Raw genomic sequence first — 19,181 nt, forward strand, 5'->3', positions numbered from 1 at the left:
TCTAGGCATCGTCTCGCAGGCATAACTTTGGGTTAGGCAAGAGATGATAACGACGAGTCACAAAGAAATTGAGAGCTAAATATTACCAAACGTAAGCGATAACTTCCCCACCAACATTCTTTTGGCGTGCTTCTTTATCAGTAAGCAAACCTTCAGAAGTTGAAAGGATAGCAATTCCAAGTCCGTTAAGAACTTTTGGAAGGTCTTCACGTTTTTTGTAGATACGAAGTCCTGGTTTAGAAACACGTTTCAAGTTAGTGATAACTTTTTCACCGTTTGGTCCGTATTTAAGGAATACACGGATGATGCCTTGTTTGTCATCTTCGATGATTTCAACGTTTTTTACAAAACCTTCGCGTTTAAGGATTTCAGCAATCCCTTTTTTGATGTTTGATGCAGGTACTTCAAGTACTTCGTGTTTAGCTTGGTTAGCGTTACGAATACGAGTTAAGAAGTCTGCGATTGGGTCAGTCATAACCATTTTGTTTTTCTCCTCTTACTAGTAGTTTGCAAGTTGCACTTGCTAGTTAATACATGATACAAAGAGCGTAACAGCAAGAGCAAAAATAGGCAATTTGATGCAGGAGCGATGCTCCAAAGCGAATTGGTCTTTTTTGCCAAAGCTGTAGCTCGTGTTCAAATTGGCAAGCCCAATTGAACCCGGGCTAAACTCTGTGTGAAAAAGATAAACTTTCCTAGAAACTTCAGTTTCTTCGTCAAGTTTCCTATTTTCACTTGGAGTTTTTACGCCCTTGATATCTTAAATTACCAAGATGCTTTTGTTACACCAGGGATTTGTCCTTTGTAAGCTAATTCACGGAAGCAAACACGGCAAAGTTTAAATTTGCGGTAAACTGAATGTGGACGACCACATTTTTCACAACGAGTATAAGCTTGAGTAGAGAACTTCGCTGGACGTTTGTTCTTAGCAATCATTGATTTTTTAGCCATTAGATTTACCTCCTATATTATTTTGCAAAAGGCATTCCAAGGCCTGTAAGCAATGCACGTGACTCTTCGTCAGTGTTAGCAGTTGTTACGATAACGATGTCAAGACCACGAGTTTTGTCAACGTCATCGAAGTTGATTTCTGGGAAGATCAATTGTTCTTTCACACCAAGTGTGTAGTTTCCGCGTCCGTCAAATGATTTTGTTGGAACACCGTGGAAGTCACGTACACGTGGAAGTGAAACTGAAACCAATTTATCCAAGAATTCGTACATACGTTCACCACGAAGGGTAACTTTTGCACCGATCGCAACACCTTCACGAAGACGGAAGCCGGCGATTGATTTTTTAGCTTTAGTGATAAGTGGTTTTTGACCTGAGATAAGTGCCAATTCTTCAGCAGCTTTTTCAAGGCTTTTAGCGTTTGATACAGCTTCACCAACACCCATGTTCAAAACGATCTTATCTACTTTAGGCACAGCCATCACTGATGAGTAGTTGAATTGTTCTGTCAAAGCAGGAACTACTTCATTAAGATATTTTTCTTTTAAACGATTTGCCATTATACTTCTCCTTTCCTTCGTGATTAATCAAGCACTTCGCCTGATTTTTTGTTGTAGCGAACTTTTTTACCGTCTACAAATTTGTAACCAACACGACCAGCTACACCATTTTTGTCCAAAACTTGAACGTTTGATACGTGGATAGCTGCTTCTTTTTCGATGATCCCACCTTGAGGAAGCTCGTTAGTTGGACGTTGGTGTTTCTTAACGATGTTAACACCTTCAACAATAACTTTGTTTACTTTTGGAAGGGCAGTAAGGACAACAGCTTCTGTTCCCTTATCTTTACCAGCGATTACGCGAACTTTGTCGCCTTTTTTTACAAACATTAGGTTTCTCCTTGATTTTTCTTACGCCCATAAGGGCACCCTAGCTTTAAGCTAGGGGACTAGTTTGTTTCTAAAAATTAAAGTACTTCTGGAGCAAGTGACACGATCTTCATGAAGCCACCTTCACGCAATTCACGTGCAACTGGGCCAAAGATACGTGTTCCGCGAGGAGTTTTGTCTTCACGGATGATAACTGCTGCATTTTCGTCAAATTTGATGTATGAACCATCAGCACGACGAGCACCTGATTTAGTACGAACGATAACTGCTTTAACAACGTCACCTTTTTTAACCGCACCACCAGGAGTAGCTTGTTTTACAGATGCCACGATAACATCACCGATGTTTGCAAATTTACGTCCTGAACCACCAAGAACTTTGATAGTCAAGATTTCGCGAGCACCGCTGTTGTCTGCGACTTTCAAACGAGTTTCTGTTTGAATCATTTCAGTTTTCTCCTTTCAGGTTTGATTAGATGATGACCGCTTCTTCAACAACTTCTACAAGACGGAAACGTTTTGTAGCTGAAAGCGGGCGAGTTTCCATGATACGTACGATATCGCCTTCTTTGGCAACATTGTTTTCATCATGAGCTTTGTATTTCTTAGAGTAGTTAATACGTTTACCATAGACTGGGTGGTTACGTTTTGTTTCAACTACAACTGTGATTGTCTTGTCCATTTTGTCAGATACAACACGTCCAACAAGAACTTTACGATTATTGCGTTCCATTGAAATTTCTCCTTCCCTAGTCTATTATTTCGCTTCAGATTGAACTGTTTTGATACGAGCGATTTGTTTTTTAACTTCTTTCAAGCGAGCTGTTTGTTCCAATTGACCAGTAGCAGCTTGGAAACGAAGTTCAAACAATTCTTTTTTCAATTCGTTTTCGCGCTTCGCGAGTTCTTCTTGAGAAAGACCACGAAGTTCTTTAACAAATTCTTTTACTTCATTAAGTTTCATGCCTTCTCCTTATTCTGCTTCACGTTTTACGAATTTACATTTAACTGGCAATTTGTGGCTAGCAAGACGAAGTGCTTCGCGAGCGATCTCTTCAGATACACCAGCGATTTCGAACATCACTTTACCACGTTTAACTGGTGCTACCCAACCTTCAGGTGCCCCTTTACCAGATCCCATACGCACACCGATAGCTTTAGCAGTGTATGATTTGTGTGGGAAGATTTTAATCCAAACTTTACCACCACGTTTCATGTAACGAGTCATGGCGATACGAGCAGCTTCGATTTGGCGGTTAGTGATCCAGTGGCTAGTTGTAGCTTGAAGACCGTATTCACCGAATGCTACTTCTTTTCCACCTTTTGCTTCACCGCGCATTTTTCCACGGAATTCACGACGGTGTTTAACACGTTTAGGTACTAACATTGGTTATTTACCTCCTTTAGTGTTTTTGCGAGCTGGAAGAACTTCACCACGGTAGATCCATACTTTAACACCAAGTTTACCGTATGTAGTATCTGCTTCTTCCCAAGCGTAATCGATATCTGCACGAAGTGTGTGAAGTGGAACAGTTCCTTCAGAGTATCCTTCAGCACGGGCGATATCTGCACCGTTCAAACGACCTGATACTTGAGTTTTGATTCCTTTAGCTCCAGCACGCATTGCACGTTGGATTGCTTGTTTTTGTGCACGACGGAAAGCAACACGTTGCTCCAATTGACGAGCAATACCTTCACCTACAAGGTGAGCATCCAAATCAGGTTGTTTGATTTCGATGATGTTGATGTGTACTTGTTTTCCAGTCAATTTGTTAAGTTTTGCACGGAGTGCATCAACGTTAGCACCACCTTTACCGATAACCATACCTGGTTTAGCAGTGTGAAGTGAAACGTTAACTTTGTTTACTGCGCGTTCGATTTCGATAGTTGAAACTGCTGCGTCAGCAAGTTCTTTTTGAACGAATTTACGGATTGCAAGATCTTCATGAAGGTAATCCGCGTATTCTTTTTCAGCATACCATTTGGCATCCCAATCACGGATGATGCCGACACGCATACCAATTGGATGTACTTTTTGACCCACGATTTTACCTCCTTATTTTTCTGCAACAGCTACAGTGATGTGAGCTGTACGTTTGTTGATTGGTGAAGCTGAACCTTTCGCACGTGGACGGAAACGTTTCATAGTTGGTCCCTCGTTTGCGAATGCTTCAGATACTACCAAGTTAGCTTTATCCAAACCAAAGTTGTTTTCAGCGTTAGCTACAGCTGAGTTCAAAACTTTCAAGATGATTTCAGCAGCTTTGTTTGGAGTGAATGTCAAGATTGCGATTGCATCGGCTACGCTTTTACCACGGATGTTATCAAGAACAAGACGTGATTTACGAGGTGAAACACGTACTGTACGAGCCATTGCTTTAGCTGAAGTAATTTCTGCCATTTATGTTCTCCTTATTTTCTACGTGTTTTCTTGTCGTCTGCAGCATGACCTTTGTAAGTACGAGTTGGTGCAAATTCACCAAGTTTGTGACCTACCATGTCTTCTTGGATGTAAACAGGTACGTGTTTACGTCCGTCATAAACTGCAATAGTGTAACCAATGAAACTTGGGAAGATCGTTGAACGACGTGACCAAGTTTTAATAACTTTTTTCTTTTCGTCGTTAGCTTGAGCTTCAACTTTTTTCATCAAATGCTCATCGACGAAAGGTCCTTTTTTAAGACTGCGTCCCATTTTTATATTTTCTCCTTTAAATGTTGTACCACAGCGGCTTGCGCTCACATAGAGCGCTACCGAGCTGGCGGATTTACTAGTTACTTAAGCGACTAGTTTAATATTATTTCTCGTTGCGACGACGAACGATAAGTTTGTCAGATTTCGCTTTCTTGTTACGAGTTTTAAGACCAAGAGCAGGTTTGCCCCATGGAGTAGATGGTGCTTTACGACCAACTGGTGCTTTACCTTCACCACCACCGTGTGGGTGATCGTTAGGGTTCATTACAGAACCACGAACTGTTGGGCGGATACCTTTCCAACGGCTACGTCCTGCTTTACCAAGATTTACAAGTCCATGTTGTTCGTTTCCGACAACACCAACTGTAGCACGGCAAGTTCCAAGAATCATACGAACTTCACCTGATTGAAGACGAACAAGAACGTATTTACCTTCAGAACCCAATACTTGAGCAGATGCTCCAGCAGCACGTACCAATTCACCACCACGACCTGGTTTCAACTCGATGTTGTGGATCAAAGTACCAACTGGGATGTTAGCAAGTGGAAGAGCATTTCCGACTTTGATATCTGCTTCTAGACCTGAAACGATACGTTGACCTACTTCAAGACCTTTTGGAGCGATGATGTATGCTTTCACACCGTCAGTGTAGTGTACAAGAGCGATGTTTGCAGAACGGTTTGGATCGTACTCGATTGTTTTAACAACTGCTTCAACGTTGTCTTTGTTACGTTTGAAGTCAACCAAACGGTAGAAACGTTTGTGTCCACCACCTTGGTGACGAACTGTGATACGACCGTTGTTGTTACGACCAGCCTTGCTCTTCAATGCAACAAGCAATGATTTTTCAGGAGTGCTTGTTGTGATTTCAGCGAAATCCAAAGAAGTCATATTACGGCGACCGTTTGTTGTTGGTTTATAAACACGAATTCCCACGATATTTCCTCCTTAGATTATTCAGCTTCAGCAGCAAACAACTCGATTGCTTTAGAATCAGCTGTAAGTGTGATGATAGCTTTTTTAGTTTTGTTAGTAAAACCAGTGTAACGTCCAACACGTTTAGCTTTTGGTTTTACGTTGATTGTGTTAACGTTGGCAACTTTAACACCTTCGAAAGCAGCTTCAACAGCTTGCTTGATCAAAAGTTTGTGTGCACGAGTGTCAACTTCAAATACATATTTTCCTGCTTCAAGTTGAGCCATTGAGCTTTCAGTGATTACAGGTTTTTTGATAACATCATACAAATTCATTATGCAAGAACCTCCTCGATTTTAGAGATAGCTGCTTGAGTAACAAGAAGTTTGTCACTATTTGCGATGTCAAGAACACTTGCAGTTGTAGCAGTCGCAACTTTCACGTTTGGAAGGTTACGAGCTGAGAGAGCTGCGAATTCGTTTCCTTCTTCAAGAATAACAAGGACTTTAGAATCGATGCTCAAAGCTGCAAGAACTTTTGCAAATTCAGCAGTTTTTGGAGCTGTAAATTCAAGAGAATCAACGGCTACAAATTTATTTTCAGCAACTTTTTCTGAGTAAACAGATTTAAGTGCAAGGCGACGAACTTTTTGAGGAAGTTTGTACGCATAGCTACGTGGAGTTGGTCCGAAGACGATTCCACCACCACGCCATTGTGGAGAGCGGATAGAACCTTGACGAGCACGTCCAGTTCCTTTTTGACGCCATGGTTTGCGTCCGCCACCTGAAACAGCTGAGCGGTTTTTAACTGCGTGAGTTCCTTGACGAAGGCTAGCACGTTGGCTGATGATCACATCAAACACAACAGATTGGTTTGGTTCGATACCAAAGATTGCATCGTTAAGAACAACTTCGCCAGCTTGTTTACCAGTTTGGTCGAATAATGTTACATTTGCCATTTTGACTGTATTCCCCTTTCCTTATTATTTACCAGCTTTAACTGCTGACTTGATAGTGATAAGAGATTTCTTAGCACCTGGTACGTTACCTTTGATAAGGATAACGTTCTTTTCTGGAACAACTTGTACAACTTCAAGGTTTTGAATTGTTACGCGGTCACCACCCATACGTCCTGCAAGGTTTTTACCTTTGAATACGCGGTTAGGTGCAACAGGTCCCATTGAACCTGGACGACGGTGGTAACGAGAACCGTGAGCCATTGGTCCACGTGATTGTCCGTGGCGCTTGATAACACCTTGGAAACCTTTACCTTTAGAAGTACCAGTTACGTCAACAACGTCTCCAGCTGCGAATGTTTCAACTGTAATTTCAGTACCAACTTCCAAGCCTTCAACGTTTTTGAATTCACGAATGAAGCGCTTAGGAGCCGTGTTAGCTTTCGCTACATGTCCTTTAGCAGGTTTGTTGCTCAATACTTCGCGTTTGTCATCGAAACCAACTTGGATAGCGTTGTATCCGTCTGTTTCAACAGTTTTAACTTGAAGAACAACGTTTGGAGTTGCTTCAATAACTGTTACAGGGATCAATTCGCCAGCTTCAGTGAAGATTTGAGTCATTCCCACTTTTTTCCCTAAGATTCCTTTTGTCATGAGAAAATAGTTCCTTTTCTATATTTTTTATTCAAAAAGTTTTTAACGAGCGTTTTTTATGCTCAAATATCAAGCTTTAGATTAAAGTTTGATTTCTACGTTTACACCACTTGGAAGATCCAATTTCATCAACGCATCAACTGTTTTTTGAGTTGGGTTAACGATATCGATCAAACGTTTGTGTGTACGCATTTCAAATTGTTCGCGAGAGTCTTTGTATTTGTGAGTCGCACGAATGATTGTGTAGAGGCTACGTTCAGTTGGAAGTGGGATTGGACCCGCAACTTGTGCACCTGTACGAGTAGCTGATTCTACGATTTTTGCAGCCGCTGTGTCAAGCGTACGGTGTTCGTAAGCTTTCAAACGGATACGGATTTTTTTGTTTGCCATCTTTTTCTCCTTTTCGTCTATTTAAGATAATAGGCTAGCTCCACAAGAAAACCGACGCGGTGTTGCGTGGCAATGCAACCGAGCGTGTCGCAACCTCTTGCATCAAAGCTAAGGCTGTAATTTACAGCACCATAATAGAATAACACAAAGCCCCTGCGATTGCAAGGGATTTGTTGCTGTTTTTTCGTTTTTTTATAATGAAACTGTTTTCTTTTTTGATAGGTCATTTATTTAACTATTTTCATAGAAGAAAGTTAGTCTCTCTTCACCTGTTCATAGCTTTCTTTTCCATCATTGAGCTTGTCCCAAATCACTACTTGCCCACTTTTGAGGGATTTTTGCACATCGATGATTCGTTGATTGGACGAACCTCGAAACTGGAGCATGAGATTTCTCTTAGTTCGGTCATACCGTCCATCGACAAGGATGTCAATTAGTGATAAGAGTTCCAGTTTATCTGGAGTTTCCAACATCATTTCTTCCCAAGTGTAGCCGGTCCATGACCAGATGTCCTTGTCTGGCAATTCCTTTCGAATCCGCTTAACGAGAGGCAAGAGAATACCTGTATTGAGAAAAGGCTCCCCTCCCAGCAGGGTCAAGCCTTGAACATAGGGTTGGGCAAGGTCTGACATAATCTGTTCTTCTAATTCTGCTGTATAAGGAATTCCGGCATTGAAGGACCAGGTCGCTACATTATAACACCCCTCGCAGTGAAACATGCAACCTGCTACATAGAGAGAGTTGCGCACGCCTTCTCCATCTACAAAGTTAAAGGCCTTGTAGTCGATGATACGCCCTTGACTGAGCTCCTCGCTTTTCCATTCTTGTGGTTTTGGATTATTCATTCGCTACCTCTATCCAATAACGCTCCACACCATCACGAACATCCTCAAGGAGCCCACCATTTGCTAAAATGACTGCTCGACTAGCAGGATTATTTACGCTACAGGTCACAAGAGTTCTCTTGATATTCTTTTCCTTAGCAACTTGCAAGCCCTGACGGAGAGTTTCCTTAGCATAACCCTTGCCTCTTTCTGATGGACGAATGGAGTAGCCAATGTGGCCACCTTCTTCTAGTAGAAAGTTACTGAGGCGCAACCGGAGATTAAGAAATCCAATTGCTCTATCTTTCACAGAAAAAGCTACTAACTGAATTGCGGGAACCCATCCTTCAGTCAAATTAATCCCCATTTCCTGATTCTGATTACTTTCCAACCACTCTTCATACATAAAGTTCTCTGTATCCCAAAATCCTCCATCATGGGCTGATTGGCTCTTTTCAAACTCTGCCATCATCTCTAAAACTGTTTCTTTATCTGCTAATCTTGGTCTACGTAGTTCCATCCTTACCTCCCACTAAGAGAAAAGCGAGAGCTGACTCTCACTTTTATTTCTTCTTATTCTTGTTTAAAAATTGTTCTCTGAGGTTGAGCAAGCGTTCTTTTTTACCAGCTCCACCTTTAGAGTGTTTCTCGTGATAACGGGTCACTTGTGCACGTCCCTTATCATCTAATTGATATTTTCCCATTTCAGTTCTTTCTAATTTGTTACTTGATGGCCAGCTATTTTAATCGTTGAACCATTCATATGTTTGACACGCGCAGCGATTTCCTTGTGACGCCCATTAACCATCGGACGCGCTTGAGGATTACCTAGGTAGCCACAAGTTCGTTTGACCACATCTACTGTTTTAGGGTCGCTATTGCCACAGTTTGGACAAGCAAATCCTCTCTCAGTTGGTTCAAAATCCCCTTCAAAGTCACACTTGTAGCAACGGTCAATTGGTGTATTGGTCCCTAGATAGCCGACACGGTCATAGGCATAGTCCCAGACAGCTTCCAAGGCCTTTGGATTTTGCTGAAGGACTGGATACTCACAGTAATGAATGAAACCACCTGACGCACCTGCTTCTGGATAAACTTTCTCAAAGTCCAATTTTTCAAACGGTGTTGGATTTTTACGAACATCGTAGTGGAAAGAATTGGTGTAGTATTCCTTGTCTGTAATATCAGGAATAGAGCCAAACTTGTCTGTATCTAGTCGGCAGAAACGATCTGTCAAACTTTCAGATGGTGTTGAGTAGATAGAGAAATGATAGCCATATTGGTCAGACCACTCTTCTACACGGCGTTTCATATCGCGAATGATGTCTAGCGTGAATTCCTTAGCATCTGGATTGCTTTCCCAGCTGTTACCAAAGAAAACAGTCGCTACTTCATACAAACCGATATAGCCCAGTGAAACTGTCGCACGACGATTCTTAAAGAGCTGGTCAACACTTTCTTCTTTACCTAGACGATGGCCAAAAGCACCGTACTGATAAAGGATAGGAGCATTGGCTGGTGTCGCCTCTTTAGTGCGTTCGACACGGTAAACCAGAGCATCTTCAGCGATATTCATACGCTCGTTGAAGATTTCCCAGAACTTATTCATGTCACCATCAGACTCGAGGGCGATGCGAGGAAGATTGACCGTCACCACCCCTAGATTCATACGGCCAGAGTTAACTTCAACTCCATTTTCATCCTTCCATCCTTGAAGGAACGAACGGCAACCCATAGGAACCTTGAAAGAACCTGTCAACTCGATAATCTTATCGTAAGACAAGACATCTGGGTACATCCGCTTGGTTGCGCACTCTAGAGCCAACTGCTTGATGTCGTAGTTGGGTGTCCCTTCCTCTAAGTTGAGTCCTCTTTTAAGCGTGAAGATAAGTTTAGGGAAGATAGCTGTTCGATGTTCTGAACCAAGGCCCTTGATTCGGATGTTCAAGATAGCTTTTTGAATTTCACGCTCAAAACGATTGGTTCCCAGACCAAAACCGAGCGAAGTAAAAGGTGTTTGCCCATTTGAAGTGAAGAGAGTATTGATTTCATACTCAAGAGATTGCATGGCATCATAGATGTCTTTTTGCGTTTTCTTCCAAGCGTAATCTTCCCGTTTTTCAGGCAAGACCCATTCTTCTGCATCTTTGAGGTGTTTTTGGTAATTCTTCTCTGCGTAAGGAGCCAAGACTTCATCGATACGGTCAGCTGAACAGCCACCGTACTGGCTAGAAGCAACGTTGGCGATGATTTGGGAAATCTGAGCTGTCGCAGTCTGGATAGACTTGGGACTTTCTACCTCTGCATTTCCAATCTTAAAACCATTTTCCAACATACCTTTAAAATCAATCAAACAGCAGTTGGTCATAGGGGTATAAGGACTGTAGTCCAAATCGTGATAGTGGATATCCCCCTTTTGGTGGGCATTGGCTACGTGCTTAGGAAGCATTTGCAGTCCGATTGATTTCCCAACAATCCCTGCTGTCAAATCACGCTGGGTATTAAAGACATCACTGTCCTTATTAGCATTTTCATTGACAACGGCCTGATCTTTATTGAGAAGCTTATGGATACTAAAGTTAATATCTGTCGCTTTTGAGCGCTCAAAATCCCTCTGTGTCCGATAAGTGATATACTCCTCAGCTAGCGCATATTCTTTGGCTTCAAGGAGTTCATGTTCTACGATATTTTGAATTTCGTAAATCTTAACCCCCTGTGGAAAGCGACTATGAATTTCTGTGACAATTCGCTCGGTCAAAGCATTTAGGCGTTTTTCGACCAAGGGTGTCACATCCATAACCTTGTCTGCCGCCTTGTGGATAGCCTTGTCAATCTTGTCCACATCAAATGCAACACGTCTCCCATCTCGTTTTTCAACGAAGAGGGTTGCTAAAGTTGTAATTTTTTCTTCTAGTGCAATCATATACATGCTCGTTTCTAAAATGTTCTTTCTAAAAAGTATTATACCACTCTAAAAATAAAAATCAATATCTTGTGTTAAAAATCCTAAAATTTTTAAAAATACACAAGATATTGATTTGGCTATTTGATTTTATAGACTTTAAACTCTGAATAATCAGTCTTTACTTGTTGATAATTTTCTTTTAAGAGTGTCTCCGCCTCAGACCAGAGAGCCACCTTGTCGTTTACCACAATCACCTTAGGTTGGTTTTCTTTCAAGTCATGAATCAAGGTAGTTTTATTTTCTTCTGTATTCGTATAAAGAAGAGGTGATGGGAACATGGATCCAGCCAAACGCTGACTTTCTTTATACATTTGAACATGAGAATCCCAAATATAGATTTGGTCACCATCACTCGTCTCTTGTTTGACTCTGTCTACTACTTGATGTTGTTCTCTATAAGAAGCTGGATGCAAAACAAAACGAGCCACAAAAGGAATTGCAATCAGATAAACCACCACTAGGATAGGTAAGTAGAGATTCCCCTTCATAAATTTTTTCCATAAAGTAGGAGCTTCTTCTCTTCTCCGACGACGATCTCCTCTAGCTGAATGTTTCCCACGAATACTGGTCATCAAAAGAAGGAGTAAAAATGGAAGGATTAGAATCAAACACGAACCGTGAAGAGGTTCTTGAGAAAAAAGCAACAAGGCTAATACAAATATGAAAGCAAAACTAGCTGGTACTGAAATAACATATAATCTTGATGCCTTTGATTGGAACAAACCTAGAAAAACAAGGAAGAGAGCTCCTAAACCAAAGGTCAACAAACCATAGAATAGAACATTATCCATTAGTTGGGGATTGATAAAGACCTGAAGGGAATCAATCGGATATAAAAGACTTCCTAGAGCTTCTCCAAAGCCACCTGAAGCAAGAACATAATATCCTACTGGGTAAAAAATGAGAGAAAAGCCAAGTGCTGCTGCAAAAAACTGATAAACTCCATGAGCAAGGCGACCATGCCCAACATTAAAGACAAACAAACCAATTGTTACTACTGCAATAAAGAGAAGACTTGTAAGAGGCTCTATGAAAAATGATAGGGCCAAGAAAATCCCCAGACGTAGAAATCCCTTGTCATGGTTAGGAGTTGATAGATAAGCTGCTATGAACGAAAATCCTGCAAACAGAAATGGCAAAGCTAAAATCGTAGCATATCCTCCGCCAAAACCGAGACCGGATACCAAAATATAAAATATGGTTAGGAGTTGCTTGGCTTGTTCCCTTTGTCCCGTCAGATAGTCAGTTGAAGAAAAGAGGAAGTAACCTCCTCCTAAGAGGGCTAGCCATTCTACCAAGGCAAAAAGGATGCCTCCTTGGGTGATGTAAAGTAGCAAGTAATAAATAAGACCGTGACTTGCATAATAGCTACTGTAAAGCTGTCCTCCCTGATGTAAAGCCCACCCTATATACAAATCCTGCGCCTGAGAGGGACTTACCATATCTAAAAGTAAAGGTAGCACCACAGAAAAAACCGTTGCAATCGTACTTCCAATGATGAGTCTGAAAAACGGAAAAGCTACCTGTTCTTCTTTTTCTACATGAGATTCAAGGTTCCTATCCAATCTATTTTCAATCTCATTACTCTGTATCGTTTTGGATACTTCTTCTATTCTGCCATATACAGCCATGTCGTTTCTCCTATTCAATTTATCTGTCTTAGTATATCAAAAAGACCTAAAATTGTCAGCTTGCGATGGCTGTTTGAGCGATTTTTTGCATAGTTTCACAAAGGTTTCAATTTCCCGAAATCGGTGTAAATGCGTCTGTTTAAATGACATGATATAATCCAATTCTTTCTGAGTCAGCATCGTCCCTCCCTATATCTTTCTATTCGTAAAAAGCAAGAAAAAGAGGACTGGTTTGTGTCCTCAGTCCTAGATTTCTTATAAGATAGGGGCGAATAACTGGGCAATTTCCTTAATCAATTTTTGATACCAGCTATTTTTTATCGTATGAGGGAAAATTTCTTGCGATGATGAAAAAATCTCCCGAAAATCTTTTTGAATCTCAGCAATTGATTCTGTTTTATATAGCAAGACTGCATTTTCATAGTGGTGAAGCAAACTTCTATAATCTAAGTTAATGGTTCCAACTGCAGCAAAATCCTTATCCACTAAAATTTGTTTACTATGGATAAAGCCTGGACTATACTCAAAAATCCTGACTCCTGCTGACAAAAGATCCGGATAGGCCCCTCTTGTGATGAGTTGGATCAATTTTTTATCCGGAATGAAAGGAGTCACGATGCGGACATCAACACCCCTCATGGCCGCGTTTTTAATACTCTCAGTTAAATCATAGTCAATAATCAAATAGGGCGTTGTGATATAGACTGAATCAGTAGCCTGATTAATCAAACTTTGATAGACTTTTTTCCCTACCTGGGTACGGAATATGGGCTTGGGTCCACTACCGTAAGGAATGCAGATCCCTTGGCCAGAACGAGGTTGATTTTCCAGGTGATACTGGTCAAAATCGCTGATTTCCCCACGATTGATGTACCAAGTCATCAAAAAGAGACGGGTTAGAGCCTTGACACCAGGGCCATCTATGCGAATCCCACTGTCCTTCCAGTAGCCAAAGCGTTCTACATGATTGATGTACTCATCGGCTAAGTTAATCCCTCCTGTATAGGCTACCTGACCATCTATGACAAGGATTTTCCGATGGTCCCGATTGTTGTAAGCCACCGTCAAGCGAGGAATCACCTTGTTAAATTTATGGGCTTCAATTCCTCGACTACGAAGCTGAACAGTATAGTCTCCAGGTAAAGTCGCCATACAGCCGATATCATCATAGAGCATCTTGATCTCTACACCCTGAGCTGCCTTTTGCTCTAGTATATCTAGTATGCTATTCCACATCAGACCTTCTTCGACAATATAGTACTCTAGAAAGATAAATTTCTCAGCTTTCTTGAGGTCTTCCAACATATGTTGCCACATGCTTTCACCCGAAGAAAAGAATTGTGAATCTGTTCGATCATAGACGTCGGCATTGCTATCCATACTCAACAAAGATTTGATAACTCCGTAAGCCGCCTTATCATCTTCCTTCAATTTCTGGCGGAGAGCTTTGCTATTATCCTCCCGAAAATGCATGGAACCAAGTTTGTCCAACTGCTTGATTTCTTTTTTGGACAATCGCCTTTCACCAAACATCAGATAGAGCAGGGGGCCAATGATAGGAACAAAAGTCACCACTAACCACATTACCTTGCTTTCAGGCGCCATGGAACGGTTGACAATAGCGACAATGGTCGCCATACTCATAAAGATTAAGACAATAATCCATAAAATAGGGGCCATCCGCCCTAAATAAAGAAAGAGACCAAAAACAAGACACAGTTCAAGCAGCATAATCGAAAGACTAAAGCCATACTTGGACATCAATAATTGAAATTTCCTATATTTCATATCCCCTCCTTGATAGTTTGAATGCTAAAAACAGGTAATTGATACTCTTCGAATTCAAACCACAATCAAAGTCAGCTTCACCTTGCCGTACTTAAGTACAGCCTGCGGCTAGCTTCCTAGTTTGCTCTTTGATTTTCATTGAGTATGATACTAGTATAACGCAGGTATTCGGTAGAAGGCAAGTATTTATAATCATTTTTCTGAGTAAAAGCAAAAGAGACTGACAAAACCAGTCTCCTTCCAGTCTATTTTGATAAAACAATGCGATCAGACGCTTCTCTATCCCTATCGTCAATAATCATCTGATTGCCATTAATTGCATAAATCTTGACATCATCCCCAATAATCATGCGTTGATTAGCGGCATCGAAGCTAACCTGCTTGATTTCTTGATCTCCGTCAGTTTCTACCTGTGTCCATGTACCAGTTGTTCCAGTTACCACTAAAGTGATACGGTCTCCTTCGTCCTGACCAGTATAAGTTCCATCAATATTGGTTGGTTGAGCCTCAGGCGTATTTTGTGAAGAACTTGTCGCTGCCTGGTTTGAATTTTCTGCCGAAGATGAAGCAGCAGGTTGTGATTGCTGAGTTTGTTGTGTTTGCGATTGAGCTACTGGTTGTTGAACTTGTTGAGCTCTTTGTGAACAAGCTACTAAGAGACTAAGACTTGCTAGAGAAGCAAGAGAAAGTGTGAATCTTTTTAATTTCATGATGAATTTCCTTTCTGCTACCAATTTACAGAAGTTTTTCCTTCTAACTAGTAGTTTTCCTAGTATAACAAGTTCAAAAAAGGAGGTCAATTTATCTGCTCATGGGCCAGCAAGTAGCCCCGTACTTCTGAGATAAAATAGAGAGACCCTGTAATGAATAACAAGTCTTGAGTGTCTGCTCTTTCTTCGAAACTGCTGATAAATTCGCGATAAGAAGGAATTACATCGTAACCTGTTACATCTGTTTCATCCAAAGAACCTTGATAGTCAAAGCCGGTCACCTTGAGTTCCACCTGAGGCAATTTTTCAGTCAGATAAGCCAACATCCCTTGATAATCCTTCCTTTTCAAGGCTCCAAATAGGATTTGAGGACGATATCCTTCCTGCTCTTTTTCTTTAGTAAATTCAACCAAGCGAGTCAAGGCAGGGAGGTTATGAGCACCGTCCAAGTAAATTTGAGGACGAATACGCTCCAAACGCCCAGCCCAATGGGTCTTCTCCAAAGCCTGTCTTACAACCTGTTCATCAACAGCTTCCTTTCCTTCTCTCATAAAGAGAAGAAACGTTTGTAGCGCCAAGGCCGCATTTTCCTGCTGATAAGCTCCTTCCAAGCCTATTTTCAACTGTGAAAGGTTAGCCAAAGAGCTTGAAAAATCCCCATTCAGCATTGAAAAATCCTGACCTGCCTGATAAAGGTCAACAGCTAAAGATTCTGCTTTTTTCTGACAAACAAGCCTAGCTTCTGAAGGCAACTTAGCAATCACTGCCTTTTTACCAGCCTTAAAAATACCAGCTTTCTGCTCTGCAATTGCTGCTATACTGTCACCCAGAGTCTCCTGATGATCAAGTCCGATGGAAGTGATGACAGCAATCTCTCCAGTTACCACATTGGTCGTGTCTAGTAAACCACCAATTCCCACTTCTAGTAAAAGCAAATCCACCGCTTGCTCTCTAAAATAAAGAAAAGCAATCAAGGTCAGCAATTCAAAAAAAGACAACTGGTCATGGGTTTGCAGGAGCGTTTTCTCCATCTCCTTGACCTTATTAGCCAAACGGATGAAGTCTGCATCAGCTATTGGTTGCCCGTTAATGCAGATTCGATCATTGATAGAGACGATATGAGGGGAGGTGAAAGTCGCAACTTTTTTGCCATGCCCCATAAATAACTCCCTCATAAAAGCAATGGTAGATCCTTTTCCATTAGTTCCTGTTACGTGGATAATAGGATAAGACTTCTCGGGATTCCCCAACAAATCCACCGCTTGTTGCATTCGGCCCAAGCCTGATCGAAAATTCAAACCAATCCGACTATGGAGCCATTCTTCTACTTCAAACATATACATCTCCTTAATTACAGGTTCAATCAACTGCCTCAATAAAGTCTCATAACTAACAAAAACGAGGCCAGGATTTTCGTCCCGACCTCTCACCTGGTTAGCTAATAACTAGCTACTATGAATATTAACGTGGGGTAAAACATCCACTGAATGTCCCAACTCTTCCCAATTTCTAGGAGTTGGGGTGATACAGTCTCCCAGACTGCCTGCTCTTTCTTTTTTCTAAAAGCAGGGCTAAAAACATCCACTGGATGTGCCTGCGTTTCTAATTTCTAGCGCAGGGCTAAACACGTCCACTGGACGTGTTTACTCCTCCATAAAGCTGTTGAAGACTTCTTCAATCATGTTCCATTCGTCTTCTGAGTCTTCTGGGATTGGTTGCAATTCACCTTCTGTTCCATCTTCGTTTTCGATGAATGAGTAAGCTTGGATTTCAACTTGTCCGTCTTCGTCTTCTTCTGCGTTAACTGGTACTAGAAGAACATAGTTTTTACCAAATTCTTCTTTTCCGTCAATGGTCAAAAGGATTTCAAACAAGGTTTCATTTCCTTGCTCATCTACTAGTGTGATTAATTCACGTTCTTCGTGGTCGTGGTTATGATCGTGTGACATAGCCTCTCCTTTGTATTAAAATTTTCTATCTAAATAATTTTGTAAAATCAGCTGAGCTGCTAACTTATCAATGACTTTCTTGCGCTTATTGCGACTAATATCTGCTTGTTCAATCAACATGCGCTCTGCGGCAACTGTTGTCAAGCGTTCATCTTGATAGTCTACTGGTAAACCAAAAAGCTCTTCTAGCTTTGCTCCGTAGGCTTGACTAGCTTCCACGCGCGGTCCGCTTGTATTGTTCATGTTTTTAGGCAAGCCCACTACAAATCGTTCCACCTTGTAAGTATCAACCAACTCCTTAACGCGGTCAAAACCAAATTGGCCTTGTTCCTCATTGATTTGGATGATTTCAAGTCCTTGAGCTGTAAAACCCAGCGGATCGCTAATAGCCACCCCTACCGTTTTTGAACCGACGTCTAATCCCATAATTCTCATAGGTTATAGATCGACTCCTTGTCCTTTAAGGTAGTAGCGGACCAATTCTTCAACGATTTCATCGCGCTCATACTTACGGATTTGATTTCGTGCATTATTATAACGAGGAACGTAGGCAGGGTCTCCACTCAATACGTAACCTACGATTTGGTTGATCGGGTTGTAGCCCTTATCGTTCAACGAAGCATAAACATCAGTCAGAGTTTCGCTAATTTCTTTTTTATTGGAATCGTCCAATTTAAAACGTACTGTTTCTTCAGTAAATCCCATTCTAACACCCTCTTTCCTTAGAATAGTACCATTATAGCATAATTCCTTACGTTCTACAATTCAGGCAGTCTATTTATTTGGATTTTCTATTGTTCTGTCGCGCCATTTGCCAATCTATCTGAAATATATTTGCTTGGTTCATTCTTCAAGAGATTTTCTAAACCAATGTTCTTCAAATATTCTAACTGAGAAGCCTTCTTGACATCCAAAACTTGAAAATCAAAACTAGTCGTTGTTTGAAGTTCAGTTGCACTCAATAGTTTGGTTTCAAGCTTAAATCCTGCTAATTTACGAGCTTCTATGATGGCCTCATCCTTCTCCTCTGCCTCGAGAAGAGCTTTTTGAGTTTCTTCCACTCCGTGTTGGTCAATATAAGTTTTCAACTCATCAGAGACTGGACGCTTTTGTTGAATCGTTAAGCTCAAAAAAGTCTTGTCTTTGTACGTAATTGTTTGGGTTTGCTGGCTGCCATCATCTGACTTGGGCAAGACCAAAGTCTTGGTTACAACTGTATTCTTCTCAGCATTTTCAATAACTGGCAATGCCGACTGAAGCGTATCCTTTTCTGTTTTTGTAGCTGGTCCAGTTTCTTTTTTCTGTCCGCAACCAACCAGGACAAAAAGGAAAGCTAGACTAACAAGAACTATTTTCTTCATTTCTTTCTTCTTTCTTTTTGAAATTAAAATAGAATAAGACTGGGAATTGCTCCCAGTCTTGATGTTTATAAAGCTGCACGCAAACGTGCTTCTGCATTTTCTACATTACGGACAGAGCGTGGTAGGAAGGCACGAATATCGTCTTCCTTATAGCCAACTTGCAGGCGTTTTTCATCTACAAGGATTGGGCTCTTTAAAATTCTCGGCGTTTCCATAATCAGATTGAGGACTTCATTGACGCTCAAATCTTCAATATCCACTCCAAGGGCTTTGGCATAGCGATTTTTAGATGAAACGATGCTGGCTATTCCGTTATCTGTTTTGGTTAGAATATCCAGTAATTCTTCTCTCGTAATTCCTTCTTTACCAAGGTTTTGTTCTTTATAACTTAACTGGTGGGCATTGAGCCAGGTTTTTGCTTTTTTACAGCTAGTACAACTTGAGACTGTATAAATTTTAATCATGTACCTACCCCTTTCGCTACATGTTACTATCAGTTTAGTCT

29 protein-coding genes are annotated in these 19,181 nt (G+C 41.1%); all 29 read right to left on the minus strand.

The window, feature by feature from the left end; genetic code table 11:
- Nucleotides 1-82: 82 nt before the first annotated feature.
- The 29 genes from rpsH to spx all read right to left on the minus strand — a co-directional run bounded on the left by rpsH (nt 83) and on the right by spx (nt 19,140).
- The gene (gene rpsH / locus ADJ60_RS05625) at nt 83-481 is read right to left on the minus strand and encodes a 30S ribosomal protein S8 (RefSeq protein ID WP_049543957.1); all 399 of its coding nucleotides are present in this window, start codon (nt 479-481) and stop codon (nt 83-85) included.
- Nucleotides 482-765: 284 nt separating this feature from the next.
- Entirely contained in the window at nt 766-951 is a 186-nt protein-coding gene (locus ADJ60_RS05630; RefSeq protein ID WP_001085697.1) for a type Z 30S ribosomal protein S14, read from the minus strand.
- Between the two features lie 17 nt (nt 952-968).
- Nucleotides 969-1,511: a 50S ribosomal protein L5 gene (gene rplE, locus ADJ60_RS05635; RefSeq protein ID WP_000013542.1), complete on the minus strand. Its 543-nt coding sequence runs from the start codon at nt 1,509-1,511 to the stop codon at nt 969-971.
- A gap of 23 nt (nt 1,512-1,534) precedes the next feature.
- Nucleotides 1,535-1,840 carry a 50S ribosomal protein L24 gene (gene rplX, locus ADJ60_RS05640; protein WP_000497691.1) on the minus strand — a complete coding sequence of 102 codons (306 nt, stop codon included), beginning with the start codon at nt 1,838-1,840 and terminating at the stop codon, nt 1,535-1,537.
- Nucleotides 1,841-1,917: 77 nt separating this feature from the next.
- A complete protein-coding gene (rplN, locus tag ADJ60_RS05645; protein WP_000616545.1) occupies nt 1,918-2,286 on the minus strand; it encodes a 50S ribosomal protein L14 in 369 nt (122 codons plus the stop codon).
- Between the two features lie 25 nt (nt 2,287-2,311).
- On the minus strand, nt 2,312-2,572 hold the full coding sequence (gene rpsQ, locus ADJ60_RS05650; protein WP_000440801.1) for a 30S ribosomal protein S17: 261 nt from the start codon (nt 2,570-2,572) through the stop codon (nt 2,312-2,314).
- Between the two features lie 24 nt (nt 2,573-2,596).
- A complete protein-coding gene (rpmC, locus tag ADJ60_RS05655; protein ID WP_000772918.1) occupies nt 2,597-2,803 on the minus strand; it encodes a 50S ribosomal protein L29 in 207 nt (68 codons plus the stop codon).
- A gap of 9 nt (nt 2,804-2,812) precedes the next feature.
- Nucleotides 2,813-3,226: a 50S ribosomal protein L16 gene (gene rplP, locus ADJ60_RS05660; RefSeq protein WP_000960946.1), complete on the minus strand. Its 414-nt coding sequence runs from the start codon at nt 3,224-3,226 to the stop codon at nt 2,813-2,815.
- A gap of 3 nt (nt 3,227-3,229) precedes the next feature.
- Nucleotides 3,230-3,883, minus strand: a complete 654-nt coding sequence (gene rpsC, locus ADJ60_RS05665; protein WP_000529936.1) for a 30S ribosomal protein S3 — start codon at nt 3,881-3,883, stop codon at nt 3,230-3,232.
- A 12-nt stretch (nt 3,884-3,895) separates the two neighbouring features.
- Nucleotides 3,896-4,240 carry a 50S ribosomal protein L22 gene (rplV, locus tag ADJ60_RS05670; protein ID WP_000818137.1) on the minus strand — a complete coding sequence of 115 codons (345 nt, stop codon included), beginning with the start codon at nt 4,238-4,240 and terminating at the stop codon, nt 3,896-3,898.
- An 11-nt stretch (nt 4,241-4,251) separates the two neighbouring features.
- On the minus strand, nt 4,252-4,533 hold the full coding sequence (rpsS, locus tag ADJ60_RS05675; RefSeq protein WP_000533766.1) for a 30S ribosomal protein S19: 282 nt from the start codon (nt 4,531-4,533) through the stop codon (nt 4,252-4,254).
- 103 nt (nt 4,534-4,636) lie between these two features.
- Entirely contained in the window at nt 4,637-5,470 is an 834-nt protein-coding gene (gene rplB, locus ADJ60_RS05680; RefSeq protein ID WP_049543958.1) for a 50S ribosomal protein L2, read from the minus strand.
- 17 nt (nt 5,471-5,487) lie between these two features.
- Entirely contained in the window at nt 5,488-5,784 is a 297-nt protein-coding gene (locus tag ADJ60_RS05685; RefSeq protein ID WP_001055347.1) for a 50S ribosomal protein L23, read from the minus strand.
- Nucleotides 5,784-6,407: a 50S ribosomal protein L4 gene (gene rplD / locus ADJ60_RS05690; protein ID WP_000024549.1), complete on the minus strand. Its 624-nt coding sequence runs from the start codon at nt 6,405-6,407 to the stop codon at nt 5,784-5,786. Before rplD ends, ADJ60_RS05685 begins: the two co-directional genes overlap by 1 nt.
- A 24-nt stretch (nt 6,408-6,431) precedes the next feature.
- On the minus strand, nt 6,432-7,058 hold the full coding sequence (gene rplC, locus ADJ60_RS05695) for a 50S ribosomal protein L3 (protein ID WP_000160200.1): 627 nt from the start codon (nt 7,056-7,058) through the stop codon (nt 6,432-6,434).
- A gap of 81 nt (nt 7,059-7,139) precedes the next feature.
- The gene (gene rpsJ / locus ADJ60_RS05700; RefSeq protein WP_001284513.1) at nt 7,140-7,448 is read right to left on the minus strand and encodes a 30S ribosomal protein S10; all 309 of its coding nucleotides are present in this window, start codon (nt 7,446-7,448) and stop codon (nt 7,140-7,142) included.
- A 254-nt stretch (nt 7,449-7,702) separates the two neighbouring features.
- Complete coding sequence (nrdG, locus tag ADJ60_RS05710) at nt 7,703-8,293, minus strand: anaerobic ribonucleoside-triphosphate reductase activating protein (RefSeq protein WP_049543962.1); 591 nt, start codon at nt 8,291-8,293, stop codon at nt 7,703-7,705.
- Nucleotides 8,286-8,792 carry a GNAT family N-acetyltransferase gene (locus ADJ60_RS05715; protein WP_049543963.1) on the minus strand — a complete coding sequence of 169 codons (507 nt, stop codon included), beginning with the start codon at nt 8,790-8,792 and terminating at the stop codon, nt 8,286-8,288. The genes nrdG and ADJ60_RS05715 overlap by 8 nt, the downstream gene beginning before the upstream one ends.
- A gap of 43 nt (nt 8,793-8,835) precedes the next feature.
- The gene (locus ADJ60_RS11630) at nt 8,836-8,976 is read right to left on the minus strand and encodes a hypothetical protein (RefSeq protein WP_000521618.1); all 141 of its coding nucleotides are present in this window, start codon (nt 8,974-8,976) and stop codon (nt 8,836-8,838) included.
- 11 nt (nt 8,977-8,987) lie between these two features.
- Nucleotides 8,988-11,195, minus strand: a complete 2,208-nt coding sequence (gene nrdD / locus ADJ60_RS05725; protein WP_049543998.1) for an anaerobic ribonucleoside-triphosphate reductase — start codon at nt 11,193-11,195, stop codon at nt 8,988-8,990.
- Nucleotides 11,196-11,314: 119 nt separating this feature from the next.
- A complete protein-coding gene (locus tag ADJ60_RS05730; protein WP_049510973.1) occupies nt 11,315-12,868 on the minus strand; it encodes a hypothetical protein in 1,554 nt (517 codons plus the stop codon).
- Nucleotides 12,869-13,123: 255 nt separating this feature from the next.
- Nucleotides 13,124-14,656: a cardiolipin synthase gene (cls, locus tag ADJ60_RS05740; protein ID WP_049543965.1), complete on the minus strand. Its 1,533-nt coding sequence runs from the start codon at nt 14,654-14,656 to the stop codon at nt 13,124-13,126.
- Between the two features lie 245 nt (nt 14,657-14,901).
- Nucleotides 14,902-15,366, minus strand: coding sequence for an SP_0198 family lipoprotein (locus tag ADJ60_RS05745; RefSeq protein ID WP_049502624.1), 465 nt, complete (start codon nt 15,364-15,366; stop codon nt 14,902-14,904).
- Between the two features lie 86 nt (nt 15,367-15,452).
- Nucleotides 15,453-16,703: a folylpolyglutamate synthase/dihydrofolate synthase family protein gene (locus ADJ60_RS05750; RefSeq protein WP_000464318.1), complete on the minus strand. Its 1,251-nt coding sequence runs from the start codon at nt 16,701-16,703 to the stop codon at nt 15,453-15,455.
- Between the two features lie 306 nt (nt 16,704-17,009).
- Nucleotides 17,010-17,315 (minus strand): DUF1292 domain-containing protein, encoded by a 306-nt coding sequence (locus ADJ60_RS05755; protein WP_000017620.1) that lies wholly within the window; start codon nt 17,313-17,315, stop codon nt 17,010-17,012.
- A gap of 15 nt (nt 17,316-17,330) precedes the next feature.
- Nucleotides 17,331-17,750: a Holliday junction resolvase RuvX gene (gene ruvX / locus ADJ60_RS05760; protein WP_004239076.1), complete on the minus strand. Its 420-nt coding sequence runs from the start codon at nt 17,748-17,750 to the stop codon at nt 17,331-17,333.
- 3 nt (nt 17,751-17,753) lie between these two features.
- Nucleotides 17,754-18,020 carry an IreB family regulatory phosphoprotein gene (locus tag ADJ60_RS05765; RefSeq protein WP_000507059.1) on the minus strand — a complete coding sequence of 89 codons (267 nt, stop codon included), beginning with the start codon at nt 18,018-18,020 and terminating at the stop codon, nt 17,754-17,756.
- 86 nt (nt 18,021-18,106) lie between these two features.
- Nucleotides 18,107-18,676, minus strand: a complete 570-nt coding sequence (locus ADJ60_RS05770; protein ID WP_000725139.1) for an SP0191 family lipoprotein — start codon at nt 18,674-18,676, stop codon at nt 18,107-18,109.
- A gap of 65 nt (nt 18,677-18,741) precedes the next feature.
- Entirely contained in the window at nt 18,742-19,140 is a 399-nt protein-coding gene (spx, locus tag ADJ60_RS05775) for a transcriptional regulator Spx (protein WP_000591165.1), read from the minus strand.
- Nucleotides 19,141-19,181: the final 41 nt, after the last annotated feature.

It is taken from the genome of Streptococcus pseudopneumoniae (genome assembly GCF_001076775.1).
GTDB lineage: Bacteria > Bacillota > Bacilli > Lactobacillales > Streptococcaceae > Streptococcus > Streptococcus pseudopneumoniae_G.